This is a genomic window from Cupriavidus sp. H19C3, assembly GCF_049393815.1.
In the GTDB taxonomy this organism is placed as follows: domain Bacteria; phylum Pseudomonadota; class Gammaproteobacteria; order Burkholderiales; family Burkholderiaceae; genus Cupriavidus.
In genome coordinates this window covers 797,022-814,107 of record NZ_CP184985.1, presented here as the reverse complement: position 1 = coordinate 814,107, position 17,086 = coordinate 797,022, and the positions used below count along the sequence as shown (strand labels likewise).

The 17,086-nt window shown below is 61.3% G+C and carries 21 protein-coding genes and 1 pseudogene; 17 read left to right on the top strand and 5 right to left on the bottom strand.

Features of this window, described 5'->3' with window-relative positions; genetic code table 11:
- The first annotated feature begins 129 nt into the window (after positions 1 to 129).
- From DFLDMN_RS03655 to DFLDMN_RS03605, 11 genes are all read left to right on the top strand, one after another.
- Complete coding sequence (locus tag DFLDMN_RS03655) at positions 130 to 954, top strand: major capsid protein P2 (protein ID WP_423197149.1); 825 nt, start codon at positions 130 to 132, stop codon at positions 952 to 954.
- 12 nt (positions 955 to 966) lie between these two features.
- Positions 967 to 1,278 (top strand): hypothetical protein, encoded by a 312-nt coding sequence (locus tag DFLDMN_RS03650; protein WP_423197148.1) that lies wholly within the window; start codon positions 967 to 969, stop codon positions 1,276 to 1,278.
- Complete coding sequence (locus DFLDMN_RS03645; RefSeq protein ID WP_423197147.1) at positions 1,278 to 1,610, top strand: hypothetical protein; 333 nt, start codon at positions 1,278 to 1,280, stop codon at positions 1,608 to 1,610. Before DFLDMN_RS03650 ends, DFLDMN_RS03645 begins: the two co-directional genes overlap by 1 nt.
- Complete coding sequence (locus DFLDMN_RS03640; protein ID WP_423197146.1) at positions 1,611 to 2,033, top strand: hypothetical protein; 423 nt, start codon at positions 1,611 to 1,613, stop codon at positions 2,031 to 2,033.
- Positions 2,026 to 2,490 carry a hypothetical protein gene (locus DFLDMN_RS03635; RefSeq protein WP_423197145.1) on the top strand — a complete coding sequence of 155 codons (465 nt, stop codon included), beginning with the start codon at positions 2,026 to 2,028 and terminating at the stop codon, positions 2,488 to 2,490. The genes DFLDMN_RS03640 and DFLDMN_RS03635 overlap by 8 nt, the downstream gene beginning before the upstream one ends.
- Before the next feature lie 2 nt (positions 2,491 to 2,492).
- Positions 2,493 to 3,251: a hypothetical protein gene (locus DFLDMN_RS03630; RefSeq protein ID WP_423197144.1), complete on the top strand. Its 759-nt coding sequence runs from the start codon at positions 2,493 to 2,495 to the stop codon at positions 3,249 to 3,251.
- A 2-nt stretch (positions 3,252 to 3,253) separates the two neighbouring features.
- The gene (locus DFLDMN_RS03625; RefSeq protein WP_423197143.1) at positions 3,254 to 3,889 is read left to right on the top strand and encodes a glycoside hydrolase family 104 protein; all 636 of its coding nucleotides are present in this window, start codon (positions 3,254 to 3,256) and stop codon (positions 3,887 to 3,889) included.
- Positions 3,882 to 4,334 carry a hypothetical protein gene (locus DFLDMN_RS03620; protein ID WP_423197142.1) on the top strand — a complete coding sequence of 151 codons (453 nt, stop codon included), beginning with the start codon at positions 3,882 to 3,884 and terminating at the stop codon, positions 4,332 to 4,334. Before DFLDMN_RS03625 ends, DFLDMN_RS03620 begins: the two co-directional genes overlap by 8 nt.
- A gap of 1 nt (position 4,335) precedes the next feature.
- A complete protein-coding gene (locus tag DFLDMN_RS03615) occupies positions 4,336 to 4,755 on the top strand; it encodes a hypothetical protein (RefSeq protein WP_423197141.1) in 420 nt (139 codons plus the stop codon).
- Complete coding sequence (locus DFLDMN_RS03610) at positions 4,752 to 4,919, top strand: hypothetical protein (protein ID WP_423197140.1); 168 nt, start codon at positions 4,752 to 4,754, stop codon at positions 4,917 to 4,919. The genes DFLDMN_RS03615 and DFLDMN_RS03610 overlap by 4 nt, the downstream gene beginning before the upstream one ends.
- A 133-nt stretch (positions 4,920 to 5,052) precedes the next feature.
- A complete protein-coding gene (locus tag DFLDMN_RS03605) occupies positions 5,053 to 5,229 on the top strand; it encodes a hypothetical protein (protein ID WP_423197139.1) in 177 nt (58 codons plus the stop codon).
- A gap of 172 nt (positions 5,230 to 5,401) precedes the next feature.
- Here the strand turns inward: DFLDMN_RS03605 and DFLDMN_RS03600 are convergent.
- From DFLDMN_RS03600 to DFLDMN_RS03590, 3 genes are all read right to left on the bottom strand, one after another.
- Positions 5,402 to 6,768 (bottom strand): IS3 family transposase gene (locus tag DFLDMN_RS03600; RefSeq protein WP_423196806.1). Its coding sequence is split into 2 segments (ribosomal slippage): positions 5,402 to 6,291 and positions 6,291 to 6,768, totalling 1,368 coding nucleotides; the frame shifts between segments, so codons are not numbered across the junction.
- Positions 6,769 to 6,836: 68 nt separating this feature from the next.
- Positions 6,837 to 7,022: a hypothetical protein gene (locus DFLDMN_RS03595; protein WP_423197138.1), complete on the bottom strand. Its 186-nt coding sequence runs from the start codon at positions 7,020 to 7,022 to the stop codon at positions 6,837 to 6,839.
- A gap of 3 nt (positions 7,023 to 7,025) precedes the next feature.
- On the bottom strand, positions 7,026 to 7,346 hold the full coding sequence (locus DFLDMN_RS03590) for a hypothetical protein (protein ID WP_423197137.1): 321 nt from the start codon (positions 7,344 to 7,346) through the stop codon (positions 7,026 to 7,028).
- Positions 7,347 to 7,597: 251 nt separating this feature from the next.
- Between DFLDMN_RS03590 and DFLDMN_RS03585 the strand changes: the two genes are divergently transcribed.
- Positions 7,598 to 8,872 (top strand): D-2-hydroxyacid dehydrogenase family protein, encoded by a 1,275-nt coding sequence (locus tag DFLDMN_RS03585; protein ID WP_423197136.1) that lies wholly within the window; start codon positions 7,598 to 7,600, stop codon positions 8,870 to 8,872.
- A 6-nt stretch (positions 8,873 to 8,878) separates the two neighbouring features.
- Here DFLDMN_RS03585 and DFLDMN_RS03580 read toward each other — a convergent pair whose 3' ends face one another.
- A complete protein-coding gene (locus DFLDMN_RS03580; RefSeq protein ID WP_423197135.1) occupies positions 8,879 to 9,784 on the bottom strand; it encodes a LysR substrate-binding domain-containing protein in 906 nt (301 codons plus the stop codon).
- Positions 9,785 to 9,883: 99 nt separating this feature from the next.
- Here DFLDMN_RS03580 and DFLDMN_RS03575 point away from each other — a divergent pair, with 99 nt between their 5' ends.
- Together DFLDMN_RS03575 and DFLDMN_RS03570 are read left to right on the top strand one after the other, a co-directional pair.
- Positions 9,884 to 10,816, top strand: a complete 933-nt coding sequence (locus DFLDMN_RS03575) for a DMT family transporter (protein ID WP_423197134.1) — start codon at positions 9,884 to 9,886, stop codon at positions 10,814 to 10,816.
- Complete coding sequence (locus DFLDMN_RS03570; RefSeq protein WP_423197133.1) at positions 10,813 to 11,973, top strand: NmrA family NAD(P)-binding protein; 1,161 nt, start codon at positions 10,813 to 10,815, stop codon at positions 11,971 to 11,973. The genes DFLDMN_RS03575 and DFLDMN_RS03570 overlap by 4 nt, the downstream gene beginning before the upstream one ends.
- Here the strand turns inward: DFLDMN_RS03570 and DFLDMN_RS03565 are convergent.
- A complete protein-coding gene (locus DFLDMN_RS03565; RefSeq protein ID WP_423197132.1) occupies positions 11,970 to 13,451 on the bottom strand; it encodes a SulP family inorganic anion transporter in 1,482 nt (493 codons plus the stop codon). The genes DFLDMN_RS03570 and DFLDMN_RS03565 overlap by 4 nt on opposite strands.
- A gap of 553 nt (positions 13,452 to 14,004) precedes the next feature.
- On the opposite strand from DFLDMN_RS03565, the pseudogene nhaA reads away from it, so the two are divergent.
- The 3 genes and pseudogenes from nhaA (at position 14,005) to DFLDMN_RS03550 (ending at position 16,884) form a co-directional block, all read left to right on the top strand.
- Positions 14,005 to 15,387 (top strand): annotated as a pseudogene (gene nhaA, locus DFLDMN_RS03560) (Na+/H+ antiporter NhaA).
- Positions 15,388 to 15,502: 115 nt separating this feature from the next.
- A complete protein-coding gene (locus DFLDMN_RS03555) occupies positions 15,503 to 15,805 on the top strand; it encodes an ArsR/SmtB family transcription factor (RefSeq protein ID WP_423197131.1) in 303 nt (100 codons plus the stop codon).
- A 68-nt stretch (positions 15,806 to 15,873) separates the two neighbouring features.
- Positions 15,874 to 16,884, top strand: coding sequence for a zinc-dependent alcohol dehydrogenase family protein (locus DFLDMN_RS03550; RefSeq protein ID WP_423197130.1), 1,011 nt, complete (start codon positions 15,874 to 15,876; stop codon positions 16,882 to 16,884).
- The last annotated feature ends 202 nt before the right edge of the window (positions 16,885 to 17,086 follow it).

The window sequence follows — 17,086 nt, the reverse complement described above, 5'->3', positions numbered from 1 at the left end:
ACGCCTCGTGAGCGAAGTCAAAAACGCCGTCAAGACAACCGCGCTGGTGCTCTTGACCATCTACGTCCTGCGCCGCCTGCCGGTGACCGATCAACTCGTTGCCACCGCACTGGTGGGCTGAGAAAAAACATGGCAATCGTCCAACAACTTCCTCCGTTCCTGAACGTCGTAGCATCGGGCGTCGCCACGCTGCAAGTGCCGCGCTACGCCAACACGCTGACGCGCATCGTGCTCGCGCTGGCCGGCACCGCCTTTACGAAGGCGATGATCACCGATATCAAGGTCAAGATCGGCGCGCGCACCGTGTACAACGTGAGCGGCACTCGCCTCGATGCCATCAACAAGTACAAGGGTATCTACGACGACGCCAATTTTCTGACCATCGATTTCACCGAGCGCGACGCGCCCAGCATCGATGGCAAGGAGGTAGGCGGATTCGACCTGACCGCGTGGCCCGACAACCTGAATCTGGAAATCACCATCGCGGGCGCTACCGCGCCGCAACTGGCCGGCTACATGTTCCTCACCCCGCCGCAAGGCCAGGGCGCCGGTGAACTGATCCACAAGCTGCTGTACTTCCCGGCGTCGACCAGCGTTGCCGGCAAGTTTCCGATCAACTTCGCGGCCAAGGGCGCGCTTATCAAGCGCGTGCACGTCTTCTACGCCGGCACCGACTGGACGTCGACCACCGACGGCAACGTCAACAAGATGGAGGTCAAGAAGAACGGCCTCATCGTGTTCGAAGCGACGAGCCGCGTGGCCCGGTTCATGCAGCAGGAGCAGCGTAAGGTGCCGCAGTCCAAGCACTATTGCGTGGACTTCATCTTCGACAACAACCAGTCGGGGGCGCTGAAAACCGCCGATGCTGCGGCGCTGGAGTTCAATGCGTTCCTGACCGCTGCCGATGGTCTGGACGTGTACGTCGAGTGCATCGACCTGCCGTTCAACCTGTAATCGGGAGGCGCCATGTGGGATGAAGTCCAGCCACAGTCGTACTACTCCGACCCGATGGTGAGCACGGCGGGGGGTGCCAGCGACTTGAACCCGCTGGCGCAGAGTGCCGCCGATGTGCTGCGCCTCGGTCTGTCGCGTCTCATCGACGTGCAGACCGTGCGCGCGCTACAGAACACCAACACGGCGGCGGTCATTCAGTCGGGTGGCCTGACTGTCACGACCGCGCCGCAGGGGGCAATGCCGGCGTTCGCGCTCTTTGGCGGCGGTCTCATGCCGATTGCGATCGCCGGTTTGGCAATCTGGCTGATCGCGGAGAAAACCTGATGGCCGGCTTGCCTATCAACGTCGGAATCGGTGGCGTTGCCGCCGCGAACCCATGGGCCGCAGGCATCATGGGCGCCGCGTCCGTGGCCGGACAGATGATGGGCGGGCCGGATCCCAGCAACACCGCGATTTCTGGGTCCGGCATGTTCGACCAGCATTTCGACGGCTCGGGTTGGGTGGTTGCGACCGGTGGCAGCGATGCCAGGGCGTTGCCCACCGTCACCAGCGCAGTGCAGGCGACGGCGGGGCAGGCATTGAGCCTGCTGCAAAACCCGATGGTGCTGATCGCGGGCGCAGTGATTGCGCTCGCGTATTTCCGGAGCCGCGGCTAAATGCGCATGGAGATAAAGCCGGAGCCGTGGACGGACGCGCACGACGCGGAAATCCTGACGGCATTCTCGGGAAAGACGCTGCGCAAGACGGATACCAGTGGTGGGCTTCGGCCGACCACTGAGTATCTCCGCAATGGCGGCGTGTTCTGCCGTGTCTACCGGGACGGCGAGCCGGTCATGTGGTACGTGGCGATTGCGCACAGGTACCTTGACGCTATCGAAGTCGAAGTGGCGCTGGCCCATGGACGCGCGGACTGCGATCTTGTGGCGGAGGTCATGCCGCTGATCGAGTGGCAGTGCAGGGAAGCAGATTCCATCCGCGTGACAACGTGCCGGAGGGGCATGGTGCGCAAGCTGCAGCGCCTAGGCTATCGAAGTGATGCGGTGCTAATGCGCAAGCGCATGGGGAAAGATCATGGGTAGTTTCTTTGGCGATGGCGCCAAGCGCGAAAGTAGTTCGTCCAACGTCAGCACGACAACGACGACAACGACCAATACCGACAACCGGATGGTGAACGATGGTGCGAGCGTCGGCGTCAACGGATCGGGAAATACGGTGCTGGACAACGGCGCCATCGGCATGGCGTTCGACTTCTCGCGCGGCAGTACCGAGAGCGCATTCAAGTCCACGGCGGATGCAATGGGCATTCTCAAGGACGGCATGAAGCTGACGTTCGACCAGCAGGCGGTGAACGGAAAGGGCTTCCTCGATGCCATGGGAAAGCTGCTGGACACGGCCAAGACGGTAAATGAGAACGCAACGGCCAACGTCAAAGAGGCATACAGCAACGTGCAGGAAATCAGCACGGGCCAGAAGTTCCTTGTTGCCGGTGGTCTCGTGCTGGCCGGCATCGTGGCCGTGAGCAAGCTTAAGGGGTGACCGTGGGAATCATTGAATCGGTACAACAATACGACCTGAACATCCAGCCAGGTGGCGCGCAGAATATTGACGTGGCCGGAGACCGCATCCAGTTTCTGTCTGCTGTCGATCCGTTCGCAAAGATCGAGATTCGTCCGAACTACGCACAGGGCAATATCAGCCTGAGGCCAGGACAGGGCTTCCGATTCAGCGAACAGGTGACACGCTGGGTCGTCTTCAATCGTGGCAGCGTGCCGCTGCAAGGCTTCCTGCTGATCGGCTCGGGGGACTTCTTTGACCAGCGCATCGCGGGCACCGTCGATGTCATCGACGGCGGCAAGGCGCGGACGATGGGCGGGCTTGCATTCAGCGGCTACGCGTACCAAACCGCAGGGGGCGCTTTATATCCGCACGTCGAACTCTGGAACCCGGCTGGAAATACCAAAAACCTGTTCGTTGAGCAGGTGTCCGTTATCACGGGCGGAACACTATCTAGCGGTGTCGGCGTGCGCGGCCATAACGGGCCACTGAGTACGATCTTCGGGAACCCGGCCTCGAAGAAGATCGGGGCTACGAATTCGTCGGCGGAACTGCGCGTCCAATCGTCTGCAACTCTGATCGGCGCTACAAACCTCATGGCGTTCGACAAGGCTCTGCGGGTTCTGAAATTCTCAGAGCCAATCCAGATCGCGCCGGGCTGCGGGCTGATCGTGCTGAATGGCCTAGCCAATGTTGGCGAGGATATTGGCGTGAATTTCGAGTTCTACGAAGAGGCGTTCTGACGATGACGCGGTATGAGTTCGCGCTGCTGGCACTCGCCGCCGTGGGCTATGTGGTCTGGCGAGACTGGCAGCGAAGCGAGGAACCCGGCGCGCAGATGCCCGACATCCTTGACCAAGCTGAAAACTACTTTTACGACGCCGCCGACGGCACGCTGTTCGGCGGCGAACAGGACATCGACATGGGACAGGCATCGCTGAATCGATCCGCATTCCTGCTGACGATCCGCACGGCGGAGGGCACCGCGGGGCGCGATGGATATCGCACGCTGTTCGGCGGCGGGCTGTTCGACTCGCTCGCGGACCACCCGCGCCAGTACATCACGCGCAAGTCGAACGGAAAGCCGATCACGAGCAGCGCGGCGGGCGCCTATCAGTTCCTGATTCGAACGTGGGACACGCTGGCCGCGCGCCTCGGCCTGCCGGACTTTTCGCCGCAGAGCCAGGACGCCGCCGCGATCGAGTTGATTCGCGAGGCGGGCGCGCTGGGCGACGTGGACGCGGGCCGTTTCGCGCAGGCAGTGCGCAAAGTGCGAAAAATTTGGGCGAGCATGCCCGGTGCTGGCTACGGCCAGCCCGAGCGCGCGCTCGCGGACTTGCAGGCCGCATTCGAAGCGGCAGGGGGTGTGGTGTATGGCTAAGGGACATGCAGGGGGCGGCGGGCCGGATTTTCTGCTGATCGCCGCCATCGGCGCTATGGCGTTCCTCGCGATGCGGTCGCGCGCCGCGTTCTCGGCAACGGGCGTGCCGATGGGCACGGCCACGCAGTTGCGCCCAGATCTGACGGCGCAACGAAACATCGCATACACGCAGGCGGGAATCGGCATCGTGGGCACCATCGCAGGCCTGTTCGGGGCGGGCTCGCCCGATGCCGTCATCGGCGGTGCGCCAGTGTCCGGCCTGTTTGGCGGTGGGACGTCCGCCGCGCTCGACTACAACGCGAATAGCGGCTGGCTCGGATATTTGGGTCGCGACGCGACGGACGGATTTACGCCCGGCGAGTTCGGCAACCTGAACGGTGCCTATACCTTCGGATCGCCTGTCGAAGTGCCGACCTTGGGCAACTTCATGAGCTGGGCGGGCTGACATGCGCGACAGCACTGCAAAGCTGCTGCTGGCCGCGAGCGCCATTGCAGCAATCGTCTTCGTCGTAAAAAAAAACGGCGGACTACAGGGTGCGGCTGCGGGTGCAGCGAGCGCGCTGGTGGGGGCGGTGGGGGATGCAGCGAGCGGGGCAGTGCTGGGTATTGGTGACGTGCTGGGTATCCCCAGGACGGACATGACCGAATGCGAGCGCGCTATAGCGGAGGGGCGCACGTGGGATGCATCTTTCGCGTGCCCGGCAGGGACGTTCCTCAACTCACTGGTGAGCGGTGACCGACAGCCCGACTATTCGATTGACAGTTACACAGGTACATATGCAGCGCGCCCTGTGACCCCTTGGGCCGTGACCGAGAACGCGGGCGGTGCGGCCTTCCTCTATCCGCGAATCAGGAGAGCATCGTGAATTTTCTGCAACGCTTGCGCGAGCCGTCCACGTGGGCCGGCTTTGCGGGCATGGCAATCGCGCTCGGGGCGAACCCGGACAAGGTGAACGTGGTGGCACAGGTCGTCGGCGCCGTGGTATCAGCGGTGGCCGTGTTCATGCCGGAAAAGGGGAAGGGCAAGTAATGGGCGCGGCGGAAGCGGTAGCGCTCGCCTGTGGCGTCGTGAACCTCTTGGGCGTGCCGCTGTTCGGCTTCCGCTACGTGGTACGACTCGAGACGCGTCTTGCCCGCATCGAAGCAAAGCTGGGAATCGGGGAATGAGTGTGCACGGGTGGCTGCCGACGCCGGCTGAAATTGGACGGGAAACGCTGATAGTCATCGGCGGTGTCATCTGCGCCGCCGTCATCCTGTCGCGCTTCCCGCGCCTCAAGGAATGGATCGCGACGCAGGGCACGATAACGCTCAAGGATCAACAGGACCGCATTTTGTGGTGACAACCGGGAGAGAGAACCATGGCAACGAAGAAACGGCGCACACCGCCGCGCAAGGCGAACGGCCAATTCCGCAAGCGCAAGAAGCGCTGATCCCCTCGAAAGTCATATCGAAGGGAAAATGAAAAGCCCCGGGAAATGAACTGAACCCCAGAAGTTGGACGGTTCAAGAAGACTAGGCTTGCAAGGGCTGGGTCCTGTACTGCACGGGACTCAGCCCTTTTAGCTTCAGTCGGATACGTTCGTTGTTGTAGTAGTGGATGTATTGTCGGATCCCACTTTGCAACTGCTTCACGCTGTCGAACTCGTTCAGGTAGAAGAACTCCGACTTGAGCGTTCCGAAGAAGCTTTCCATCGCGGCATTGTCGAGGCAATTTCCCTTACGGGACATACTCTGACGGACCTTTTTGCCCAGGAGCCGTCGATAGGCGGGCATCCGATATTGCCAGCCCTGATCCGAATGCAACAATGGCCGCTCACTACGCTTGAGGCGTGAGATCGCTTTCTTCAGCATGCCGCTGACCAGATCGAACGTGGGCCGTGTGGAACTCTGCCACGCGACGATCTCGCCGTTGTACAGATCCATGACCGGCGACAGGTACAACTTCTGCCCCTTCACGTTGAACTCGGTTACGTCCGTTACCCATTTCTCGTTAGGCCGTTGTGCGGCGAACTGTCGGTTGAGCAGGTTCGGAGCTGCCAGTCCGAGCCCTCCCCGGTAAGAGCGGTATTTCTTCGGTCGTACCAGCGACTTCAGGCCCAACTGCAGCATCAGGCGCCGGACCAACTTGTGATTGACTACCTCGCCGTCCTGCCGAATTGCCGCAGTAATGCGCCGATAGCCATATCGGCCTCGATGGCGCTCATAGATCGCTCGAATGCGCTGCTTGAGTTCAGCGTAACGGTCTCCTGCCAGCAGGGCCTTCTGCTGATAGTAGAAGGTGCTGCGCGCCAGTCCTGCCACCGCCAGCAGAACGGCCAATGGATGATGCTGCCTCAATTCGAGTACTACTTGCGCTTTGCGCGCGGCGCCTGACGCTGCTCCGCTCGAATCAAGGCATCGAGTTTTTTTAGGTACGCCACCTCCGCGCGCAGGTATTCGTTCTCCTTGAGCAACTGCTCACGGGTACGCTGGTCCTGTTCGGATTCCGGCGCAATGGGTTCGGGTGGTGATGAGTTCGGCATCTTCCGGGGACGTCCCTTGGGACGAGGCAATAGTGCAGGCAGACCACCCTCATGATACTGGCGCTCCCAACGGCTGATGGCACCCGGATCACGAATCCCCCAGATCGCTCGCGCCTCAGATTGCGACAGGTTGTCCCGCTGGATGCCTTCAAGCACCGCCAGCTTGAATTCCGCGCTGTACTTGCTGTGCCCCTTGCGTCGTAACCCGCGTCGACCGTGAAGCTCATGCAGCGCAACCCACTCGCGGGCCAGCGTACGGCCCACCCCATACTCCCGCGCTAGCTCCCTAAAGCCTATACCTCCGGCCAGATATCGCTTTACTACTCTGAGCTTCAATTGCTCGTCGTGCTTCGCCATGAAAAACACCCCAAGGGTTGGATCAGTGTCCAACTCTTGGGGTGCAGTTCAGAAACCGGGGCTTTTTGTCATCCGAGGGAGGCGAGCACGCGCGCGGCCTGTTCCTCACTGATCGGTATTCCCTCCACCGCGAGCAGCGCCTGCAACAGCGCGACGCGCGGAGCGGGCACGCCCCGTGGTGATGGGTCGTGGACGATGCCAGCGGCTTGCTGTTCGGCAACGGTTTCGGCGTAGAAGCTGCGATTGTCTGTCATGGATTATGCCTGCATGAGTTCGCCTACGGCGACGGGCGCCAGCGGCAGAGTCCGTGGTTGGCGCATCGGGAATTCGATCACTTCGCCGCGGACAACGCCGAACCGTTTGAGCGCGTGTGCATAACCCATCTGACGGGCCATATCCATGCGCTCGATGTGGTCGAGTCGCAGGACAGCAACAGCCCACCAGGGCGCCGGGCGGCGTCCTGTCTGCCATGCACGTGCGGTGGCAGGAGAGCATCGGAGAAAGCGTGCGAGCGCCTGAGGCGGCAGACCTGAGGCGTAGTGACTGAATTCGTGGAAATTGGCGTGCTGCGCAACCATTGAGGACCCCTGAAAAAAGCCCCGGTCTTATTGCAGGGGGCCTTTGAATATGGGCGGGTCCTGGTAGAGCGGCCATCACCACGTGAGTGGGATGGAAATCGGCCAGAACCCGCGCCAGTCTTGGCAGTCCCGCCCACAGTCACCATTTAACATAATACGCGTTGTAAAACTTTTTGATTGTTAGGGCCAAATCAGAATGTCCGCTTCCCGGACCTATACTGGTTGCGCCTGATGTGGACCGGAGCGCCGCCATGACCGATCAAGCCATGAACGTCACCATCCTGGACGATTATTTCGACACGCTGCGCGGCCTGCCTTGTTTCCGCAAGTTGGACGGCCATACCGTGACCATATGGAACGATCACGTGCAGGACGTGGATGCGTTGGCCGAGCGCTTGCGCGATACCGAAGTCCTCGTTCTGATCCGCGAGCGTACGGAAATCCGTGCACCGCTGATCGCCCGGCTGCCGAAACTGCAGTTGATCAGCCAGCGTAGCGTCTTTCCGCATCTCGATATCGATGCCTGCACCGCGCACGGTGTGATCGTTTCCTCGAACCAGCATGCCGATACCCCGTCCTATGCCGCCGCCGAGTTGACCTGGGGATTGATTCTGGCGGCCATGCGCCAGATTCCGCAGCAAATGCGGGCCCTACAGGACGGCCGCTGGCAGATCGGCGTGGGCAAGACCTTGCGCGGACGCACGCTGGGCATCTACGGCTATGGCCGCATCGGCGCCGAGCTGGCACGTTACGGTGCGGCGTTCGGCATGAAGGTATTGATCTGGGCCAGCGAGACTTCGCTGCAGCGTGCACGCGACGATGGCTGGGACGTCGCACCCGACAGGCAGACTTTCTTCGAGACTTGCGACGTCCTGTCGCTGCACATGCGTCTGGTACCGGCAACGCGTGGCATCGTCACGGCGGAAGACCTGGCCGGGATGAAGCCCACTGCCCTGCTTGTGAACACCAGTCGCGCTGGATTGATCGCGCCGGGCGCGCTGAAACAGGCATTGCACGACGGAAGGCCCGGCATGGCGGCCGTGGACGTCTACGATAAAGAACCGCTGCGCGATCCGCGGCATCCACTGCTGCAAATGCCCAACGTGGTGTGTACGCCCCACATCGGCTACGTGACAGAAGACGAGTTCGAGCTACAGTTCTCCGACATCTTCGAGCAGGTCGTGTCCTTCGCGGCCGGACACCCGATCCACGTTGTCAACCCAGCAGTTCTTGGACAAGCCCGGTTCCGTCACACCGGGCCCGACACCCGTGATGCCGTCGAGCCCCTGGTGCTTGATCTTCTGGAATGGGTCGGACCCGATGCACGCCCGTACAGCGAGGTCATCGAAACCTGGCGCACCTCGTGCCCTCGCCTGCCGGTTTGGGAAGAAGCCAATGCGCGAGGGTATCTGACTCGAATCCACTCACCTGGGGGCGTCGCCGAGGTCAAAGTGAGCGAGGCCGGCGCCGCGCATTTGCGACGCTCTCGTGGCACGCAAAAAGCAGCTTCCTTCTTCCATTCATGATCACGATTACAGGACGCCATGGCCCGGTCCGGTGGCAATGCAATCGAGGAACCAGGTCTTGAGCGCCTGAACGTTCGGTCTGGTTCCGGCGGTGGCAGGATGGACGAGGTAGTACCCCGCGCTTAAGGGAAGCGCATCGCCGAACGGCTCGATCAGTTCCCCCCGAGCAAGTTCTCTCTCCACCAGCAGCGGGCTTGTCAGCACGACGCCTTGCGAGCGCACCGCCGCGTCGATCGCCATTAGCGACTGATCAAAGCCAATGCCGGCAATCGCTTCGATCTCGGGTTCGGCGAGATCGCTGAACCGACTCAGCCAGGCGGCCCAGTGTGGATGCAGCGTGTTATGAAGGAGCGTCGCCCTGCGCAGATCGTCAGGGCGCCCCAATCGATGCTGGTCCGCGTATGTCGCGTGGCAATATGCGTGAGCTTCGTCATGGCAAAGAAGTTGAACCGACAACTGTGGATCGTTGCCGTCAAAATGTCTCACCGCGAGATCGACGCCATCGAGTTCGAAGTCAACCATCGTCGTCGTTGTGCTCAGGCTCAGTGAAATCCCCGGGTTAGCCTGCAGAAAGTCGGCCATCCTCGGGGCAAACCACTTTGCCGCAAAACTCGGTGGCATCGACAGCCGCAGACCGCTGCCGCGGCGCCCGCGAATGCGGTGGCTCGCATGAATCAGCTCGGCCAGGGCCGGCTGGATCTGCGCGAAATAGGTACGGCCGTCTTCGGTCGGCGTCACCTGCCGGATCTGCCGCACGAACAGCTCGGTGCCGAGCCATTGCTCGAGCTTCTGAATCTGCTGGCCAACCGCGCCAGGCGTGACGTTCAACTCCTGCGAAGCAAGAGTAAAACTGCCGAGCCGCATCGCGGCTTCAAACGCAGTCAGTGCTTTCAGGGGAGGAATCGGTCGCATGATGCAGTTTTTCTATTTCATAGCCAACATTTAATCGTTTGTACGACAGGTTCACGCCGAACACAATAGGACCTTCCTCCCCTGCCCTGGTCCAGTGTCATGAACCCCGCCTACCTTGCCTTTGCCGCCCTCGGGTTGATCTGGGGCACCAACTTCATGTTCATGAAGTGGGCAAGCATCGAACTGACTGCCAGCCAGATCGTGTTTTTGCGTGTCCTTTTCGGCTTTCTCCCACTGCTGGCGGTCGCGCTGTTCAGCAAGGCGCTCGCATGGCGGCATGTCCGGCACGTTCACCACTTCCTGGTGATGTCCCTGCTGGCGACAGTGATCTACTACTACGCCTTCGCAAAGGGAACGGGCCTGCTGTACTCCAGTGTTGCCGGCATGTTGAGCGGTGCCATTCCCCTCTTCTCCTTCCTGTGTGCCTGGGTGTTGCTGCGCCAGGAGCGTCCCAGCGTGCGCATGATGGCGGGCATCGTATGCGGATTCGCCGGCGTACTGCTGATCGCGCGTCCATGGAGCGCGCACGCCGCGGGCGTCAGTCTTGCCGGAGTCGGTTACATGGTGGCCGGCTCGCTGAGTGTAGGTTGCTCGTTCGTCTACGCGCGTCGCTTTCTGTCGGATCTTGACCTGTCGCCGCTGGCGCTCTCCACATGGCAGATCGGCATTGCGCTCGTTCTGGTCGGCTGCGTCACCGACTTCCATGGCATGGCGCGGGTCACTGGCGACACGCGGGCCCTGCTTGGCCTCATTTTCGGACTGGGTCTGACCGGCACCGGTATCGCTTATATCCTTTACTACTTCATCATCGCGCGGCTCGGCGCAGTCGCTGCTTCCAGCGTGACCTACATTCCGCCGGTCGTGGCACTGGTAATGGGTTCCTGGATCGCGCATGAGCCAATGGGCCTGGTGGAGGTGCTGGCGATGGGGGCGATCCTCGGTGGTGTTTTTCTGCTGCAAGGTGGCAGGCAACCCCGCTCGGCAGCGGCCCGCTGGCAATCGTTCGGCAAATCGTCCGGACGACGCGCATGAACGCGAAGCGCGAAATTCAGTTACTTCCTGTCCGCCAATCCATGTCGTCACGCAAATCTTCGGAAATATTCGTCATCGGGGGGACCGGGGCGCAGGGCCTGCCAGTCATTCGTGCCCTCGTTGCCGACGGGCGATATACGGTGCGCGCCTTGAGCCGTGATCCTGAGTCGCGACGGGCCAAGGTGCTATCCGCACTCGGCAATGTGTCGATCCTCAAGGGCACCTTCGCCGATGAAGCCGTTCTGCGCAATGGCTTTCGTCATTGCAACGCGGCGTACATCAATCTCGATGGATTCAACACCGGCGAGAAGACGGAAATCTATTGGGCTATCCGATGCTATGAAATAGCGATCGAAGAAGGCGTGGAATTCTTCGTATATGGAAACCTCGATTACGGGCTCAAAGCGTCTGGTTACGACTCGCGCTTTCGCACCGGCCACTACGATGGCAAAGGCCGCATAGGCGAATGGATACTCTTTCAGAACCAGACGAATCGTGACCGAATGGGCGCCGCCCTGCTGACCACCGGCCCATACATGGAGATGGCCATCTCGTCGATGACGCCGATGACGCCCACCGTAGAAGACGGGGTTGCCACCTGGAGAGTGCCGCTCGGTCATGGTGCGATTCCGCATGTCGCACTGGAGGACTGCGGGTACTACGCGCGTTGGCTCTTCGACAATCGGGAACGCGCAAATGGCATGAATCTGGAGGTCGCCATCGAACACGTCGAGTATGCCAGGCTTGCCGAGGCATTCGAACGGGTAACGGGACATCCAGCGCAGTATGTCGATACTGAGCTGGAAGCGTACTGGAGTGGCCCGCTTAAAGCGGCGGCGCATCTGCCTAGCGGATACAACGCCGATCCGGGCGACAGCAGCACCATGAGCTTCCGTGACAACTTCACCGGTTTCTGGAATCTGTGGAAACACGGGATCATCAAGCGTGACTACGCTTTGCTCGACGACATCCACCCGGGTCGAATCCGGACGGTGGAGCAATGGCTCAGGCGCGAAGACCAACTGGGCCGTGCATCGGGAAAAGGCACCCTTTGGGAAAGGATTCAGCCTGACAATCTGCGCACCGCGCTGCCCATCCTGAAGCTGTCCGAAGATAGACGGAGGGGCGCGCAGGCGGGAGGAGATCACGCCCTTTAATGCGACAACCCGGCGGCATCGCCGTCCGGCTTGTCGTGCGTCGCGTATTTTTCGATCATCGTTGCAGTGGCGCGGTTCAGCCCCACTACTTCCACCTCGATGCCATTACGGCGAAATTTGTGAACCACACGGTCAAGCGCTTCAATGGCCGTAATATCCCAAAAATGCGCGTGCGAAAGGTCCAGACGCACGGAGCGTATAGCTTCCCTGAAATCGAACTCGGCGACCATGGCTTCCGAAGACGCGAAGAAAACCTGGCCGCGAACCAGATAACGCCGCTGCTCTCCAGCCTGGTCGAGCGCCGATTCGACGCTCAGGATCCGGCGTACCTTTTCGGTAAAGAAGATGGCGCTGAGTAGCACCCCGAGCCCGACGCCTATCGCCAGATTGTGGGTCGCGACCACCGCCACCACGGTCGTCAACATGACCACGGACGAACTTTTAGGGTTCGTGCGCAGCTTCGCCATCGAGCGCCAGTCGAACGTACTGATCGACACCATGATCATTACCGCCACGAGCGCCGCCATGGGAATCTGGCGTACCCAAGGACCAAGGAAGACCACCAGTACGAGAAGGAAGGCGCCGGCCACGAAGGTAGAGAGCCGGCCGCGCCCGCCGGACTTCAGATTGATCACGGTCTGGCCAATCATGGCGCAGCCCGGCATGCCACCTAGAAAGCCGGCAGTGATGTTGGCGTACCCCTGACCGCGGCATTCGCGGTTCTTGTCGCTTGGCGTATCGGTGAAGTCGTCGACAATACTCGCGGTCATCAACGACTCCAGCAAGCCAACCACGGCGATGCTTACCGAGTACGGGAAGATGATGCGAAGGGTATCGAAGGCGAACGGCACCTGTGGCAGCGCAAAGGTCGGCAGCTCCTGCGGAAATGCGCCCATGTCTCCGACCGTCCGCAAGTCCAGCCCCAGAGCCATCGAGATGGCTGTCAAAACGACTATGCACACCAGTGGAGACGGCACAACCTTTGTCGCGCGCGGAAACAGGTAGAGGATGGCCAGTCCCCCTGCCACCATTGCGTACACATACCATGTCGCGTTGTAAAGCTGCGGTAGCTGCGCGAGGAAAATCAGTATGGCCAGCGCATTGACGAAACCCGTGACGACGGATCGCGAGACAAAACGCATCACGGCACCCAGGCGCAGGTATCCCGCGCCAATCTGCAGGAGACCGGCAAGGACGCCCGCGGCAAGCACATATTGCACGCCGTGGTCCTTTACCAGCGAGCCGATCAGCAAAGCGACCGCACCGGTTGCGGCCGAGATCATGCCGGGTCTGCCACCGGCAATGGCGGAGACGACAGCGATACTGAAGGCCGCGTAAAGTCCAACCTGCGGCGGGACGCCAGCGATGATGGAAAAGGCCAGGGCCTCGGGGATTAGCGCAAGCGCCACCACGACACCCGCAAGAATGTCCGCACGTACGTTGGCGAACCATTCCTCTCGGAAGGAAGGAGACTTCATATCAGAGCCCGGAGGCCGAAGATGGTCGAATCAGGCCGACGAAGGGTCGAAGGGACGAAGAGCGCGGCGGCTGCGCACCCGTGCCCGTCACGTCCGATGGCAATGCACGGCCTGGTGAAGAGTCGGTTCAGGGTACGACGGTATGCCGGATATGCGCGCCGATTCCGCGAGCCCTCTCGTTCGGTCAGGTAGTTGAAACGAAAGAGAGACGCGGAGCAGTTACATCGGGGGCGCTATTGAGAAGGAGAGAAGCAGAGAAGCAGAAACGCGTTGTTCGGGGAATTTCAGGGAAATTCAGGAAGAAGGAGGGAACTCCGGCACGGACTTGACTACCTTCTCGCCGCCCGCATTTTACGCCACACGGCAGTGACCGTCCAGCCGACGTGAGGCACAAGTGCCCATGCGTCATCGCGGGCTTAGCGCTGGCACGGTCACAAGGTATAATCGCCCGCGGGTGTTAGTTGCGCGTGAGTGCAACGGGACAGGTAAATCGCGCAGGTCGGGCCGCCGCGCGTCTTTGCCACGTCTTCAGGTTTTTACGCCCTCACGCCCCATGAACCACCGCTCGCCTTCGCAGCAGGATCTTCCGCGCGCCCAACTTCTCACCGAACGTGCGTTTGCCACGCTCGAGCGCTTTCTCCATATCGAATCCGTCAGCGGCACCGTGCTGCTGGTGGCCGCGGCCATTGCGCTGGTATGGGCGAATCTGCCCGACAATCACAGTTATCACGACCTGTGGCATACGCCTCTGACGCTCGGCGTCGGCAGCTATCAGTTCGTGTAGCCGCTGCATTTCTGGATCAACGATGCGTTGATGACCATCTTCTTTCTGGTGGTCGGCCTGGAGATCCGGCGCGAGATACATGAAGGCGCGTTGAGCGACCTCAGGCAAGCAGCACTGCCAATCGCCGCGGCGCTCGGTGGCGTGGTGGCACCCGCGTGCATCTACTTCGCGCTCAATCACCAACCACCGGGCCGCGATGGCTGGGCGGTGCCCACGGCAACCGATATCGCTTTCGCCGTCGGCGTGCTCGCGCTGCTCGGACGCGGGATTCCCGGCAATGTGCGCGTCTTCCTGCTCGCGCTAGCCATCATCGACGACATCGTCGCGGTGCTCATCATCGCCCTTTTCTATTCCGATGGGCTGAACTACTTCGGTTTCGTCATCGCGGGTGCGGGCGTCGCACTGGCGTTCTGTTTGCAGCGGATGGGTATCGGAACCGCTAACGCTTACGTAATTCCGGGCGCGATCGTATGGATCGGCTTGCTGAAAACCGGGGCCCACCCGACGCTGGCCGGCGTATTGCTTGGACTGATGACTCCCGTCACATCGACGCCCATGCGCGAGCGTCCAACGAAGATCGTCTCGCGTATCGCGGGTGAGCTCGACAGTGACGCCACACGCGCCTCCCCCGATGCGCATCGGCTAGGTCGACCTATCAAGGAGCTCCGCGTTGCGCAACGCGAGATCCTCCCACCCGTCGTCCGCATACAGATGGCGCTGCACCCATGGGTCGCCTACGGCATCATGCCGTTGTTCGCGCTCGCGAATGCCGGCGTCAGCCTCGGCGGCGTGGATGTCTCGTCCGCGGAGCTTCTATGGATAACGACGGGTATCGCCCTGGCGCTGTGCGCAGGTAAGCCCCTGGGCATTGTCGCCGTAACGTGGCTGGCCGTCCGCCTGGGACTATGCCGACTGCCAGAGGGTGTGACATGGTCATGGATCGTGCTAGTCGGGCTCCTGGCTGGTATCGGCTTCACGATGTCGATCTTTATCGCCATGCTGGCGTTTGGCGACGAAGGCCACATCGACGCCGCCAAATTTGGTGTACTGGTGGGATCTTTCTGCGCGGGCATGCTCGGTCTGGCATGGGGCTCGTTGCTCATCAAGCGGAAGCGCACCCAAAGCCGGAACTGCTCGCCCGCATCGCGCTAACGTGCTGGAGACCCTGGTTCGGCACCAACATCGCGATTGCAGCCGCACCGTCGTGCATTGCGCACCGTGCGCCCGCCCGATTTGACATATCGGGAAATCTCGATATACTGCCGACATGGACTTGCTCGACATCTTCAAAGCCCTCTCGAACCGGACACGCCTCGATATCCTGCGCGGCCTGAAGGATCCCGTGAAGAACTTTCCGCCGCAGGATGAAGGCGACGTTCACACCGTGGGCGTTTGCGTGAGCAGCATCCAGGAAGGGGTTGGACTGTCGCAATCGACGGTATCGGATTACCTGGCCACGCTGCAGCGTGCAGGTCTGGTCGAGGTCCGGCGCATTGGACAGTGGACTTACTACAAGCGGAACGAAGCCGCCATCAGCGCCCTCGCCCAGCGCATCGGGAAGGAGCTGTAATTTTTTGTCTATGAATATCGATATTTACCGATATCCCTATTTACCGAAACGATCGGAGCGATCTCACCATGAAAGCACTTGTACTGAAAACATTCGGCGGCCCCGAGGCATTTGCGCTGAGCGACGTGCCAAAGCCCGCGCCTGAGGCAGGACAAGTCCTGGTCCGGGTCGAGGCGACCTCGGTCAATCCCCTGGACTATCAGGTCCGGCGCGGTGACTACGCGGACCTGGTGCCGCTGCCCGCCATTACCGGCCACGACGTCTCTGGGATCGTCGAAGCCGTCGGCTCCGGTGTGACGGCGTTCAGCCCCGGCGACGAAGTCTGGTACACCCCGCAGATCTTCGACGGCCCCGGAAGTTATGCCGAATACCACGTCGCTTCCGAGAAAATCGTGGCGAAAAAACCCGCTTCCCTGAGCCATGTCGAAGCCGCAAGTCTGAGCCTCGTCGGCGGCACGGTGTGGGAGGCGTTGGTCGCGCGGGCGGCGCTGCGGGTGGGAGAAAGCATTCTGATCCACGGCGGTGCGGGCGGCGTCGGGCATCTCGCGATCCAGCTCGCGAAAGCGATGGGAGCCAGAGTATTCACGACCGTACGCGACGCCAACTTCGCGTTTGCCAGACGCCAGGGCGCCGACGTGGTCATCGATTATCGGAGAGAAGACTATGTCGACGCGGTCTTGCGTGAAACCGGCGGAAAAGGCGTCAATGTGGTGCTGGACACCATCGGCGGCAGCACGTTGTCCCGCAGCCCAGACGCCCTCGCCCAACTCGGTCGCGTCGTCTCGATCGTCGATACCCCGCAGCCGCAGAACGTGATTCAGGCATGGGGCAAGAACGCCAGCTACCACTTCGTGTTCACCCGGCAAAACCGCGGCAAGCTCGATGAACTGAGCGCATTGGTCGAGCGCGGCCGACTGCGGCCGCACGTCGGTGCCATCTATTCCCTCGCCGACATCCCTCTCGCCCATGCCCGACTCGAGCGGTCCGACAACGGCTTGCAGGGAAAGATCGCGATTGCGATCGGACCGTTGGCGCAGCGCGACCGCGCGGACGCCCGATCCATGGCAGGCACGCCATGATCCACGATCATGGCAGCACTGCCCGTTCATCGGCAACACCCGAACACCTTCGCCAATCCGTCGCCGATGTCTCCTCGCATCCAGTCATATTCTGGTGAATATAACTGGAATTCGACAAATAAATTGGATCAATGAGTAGCCAGACACCATACTCGCTTCCAACGAGGCGCTGGCAACGCACGTCCGATCCGGCCGCTGCCAG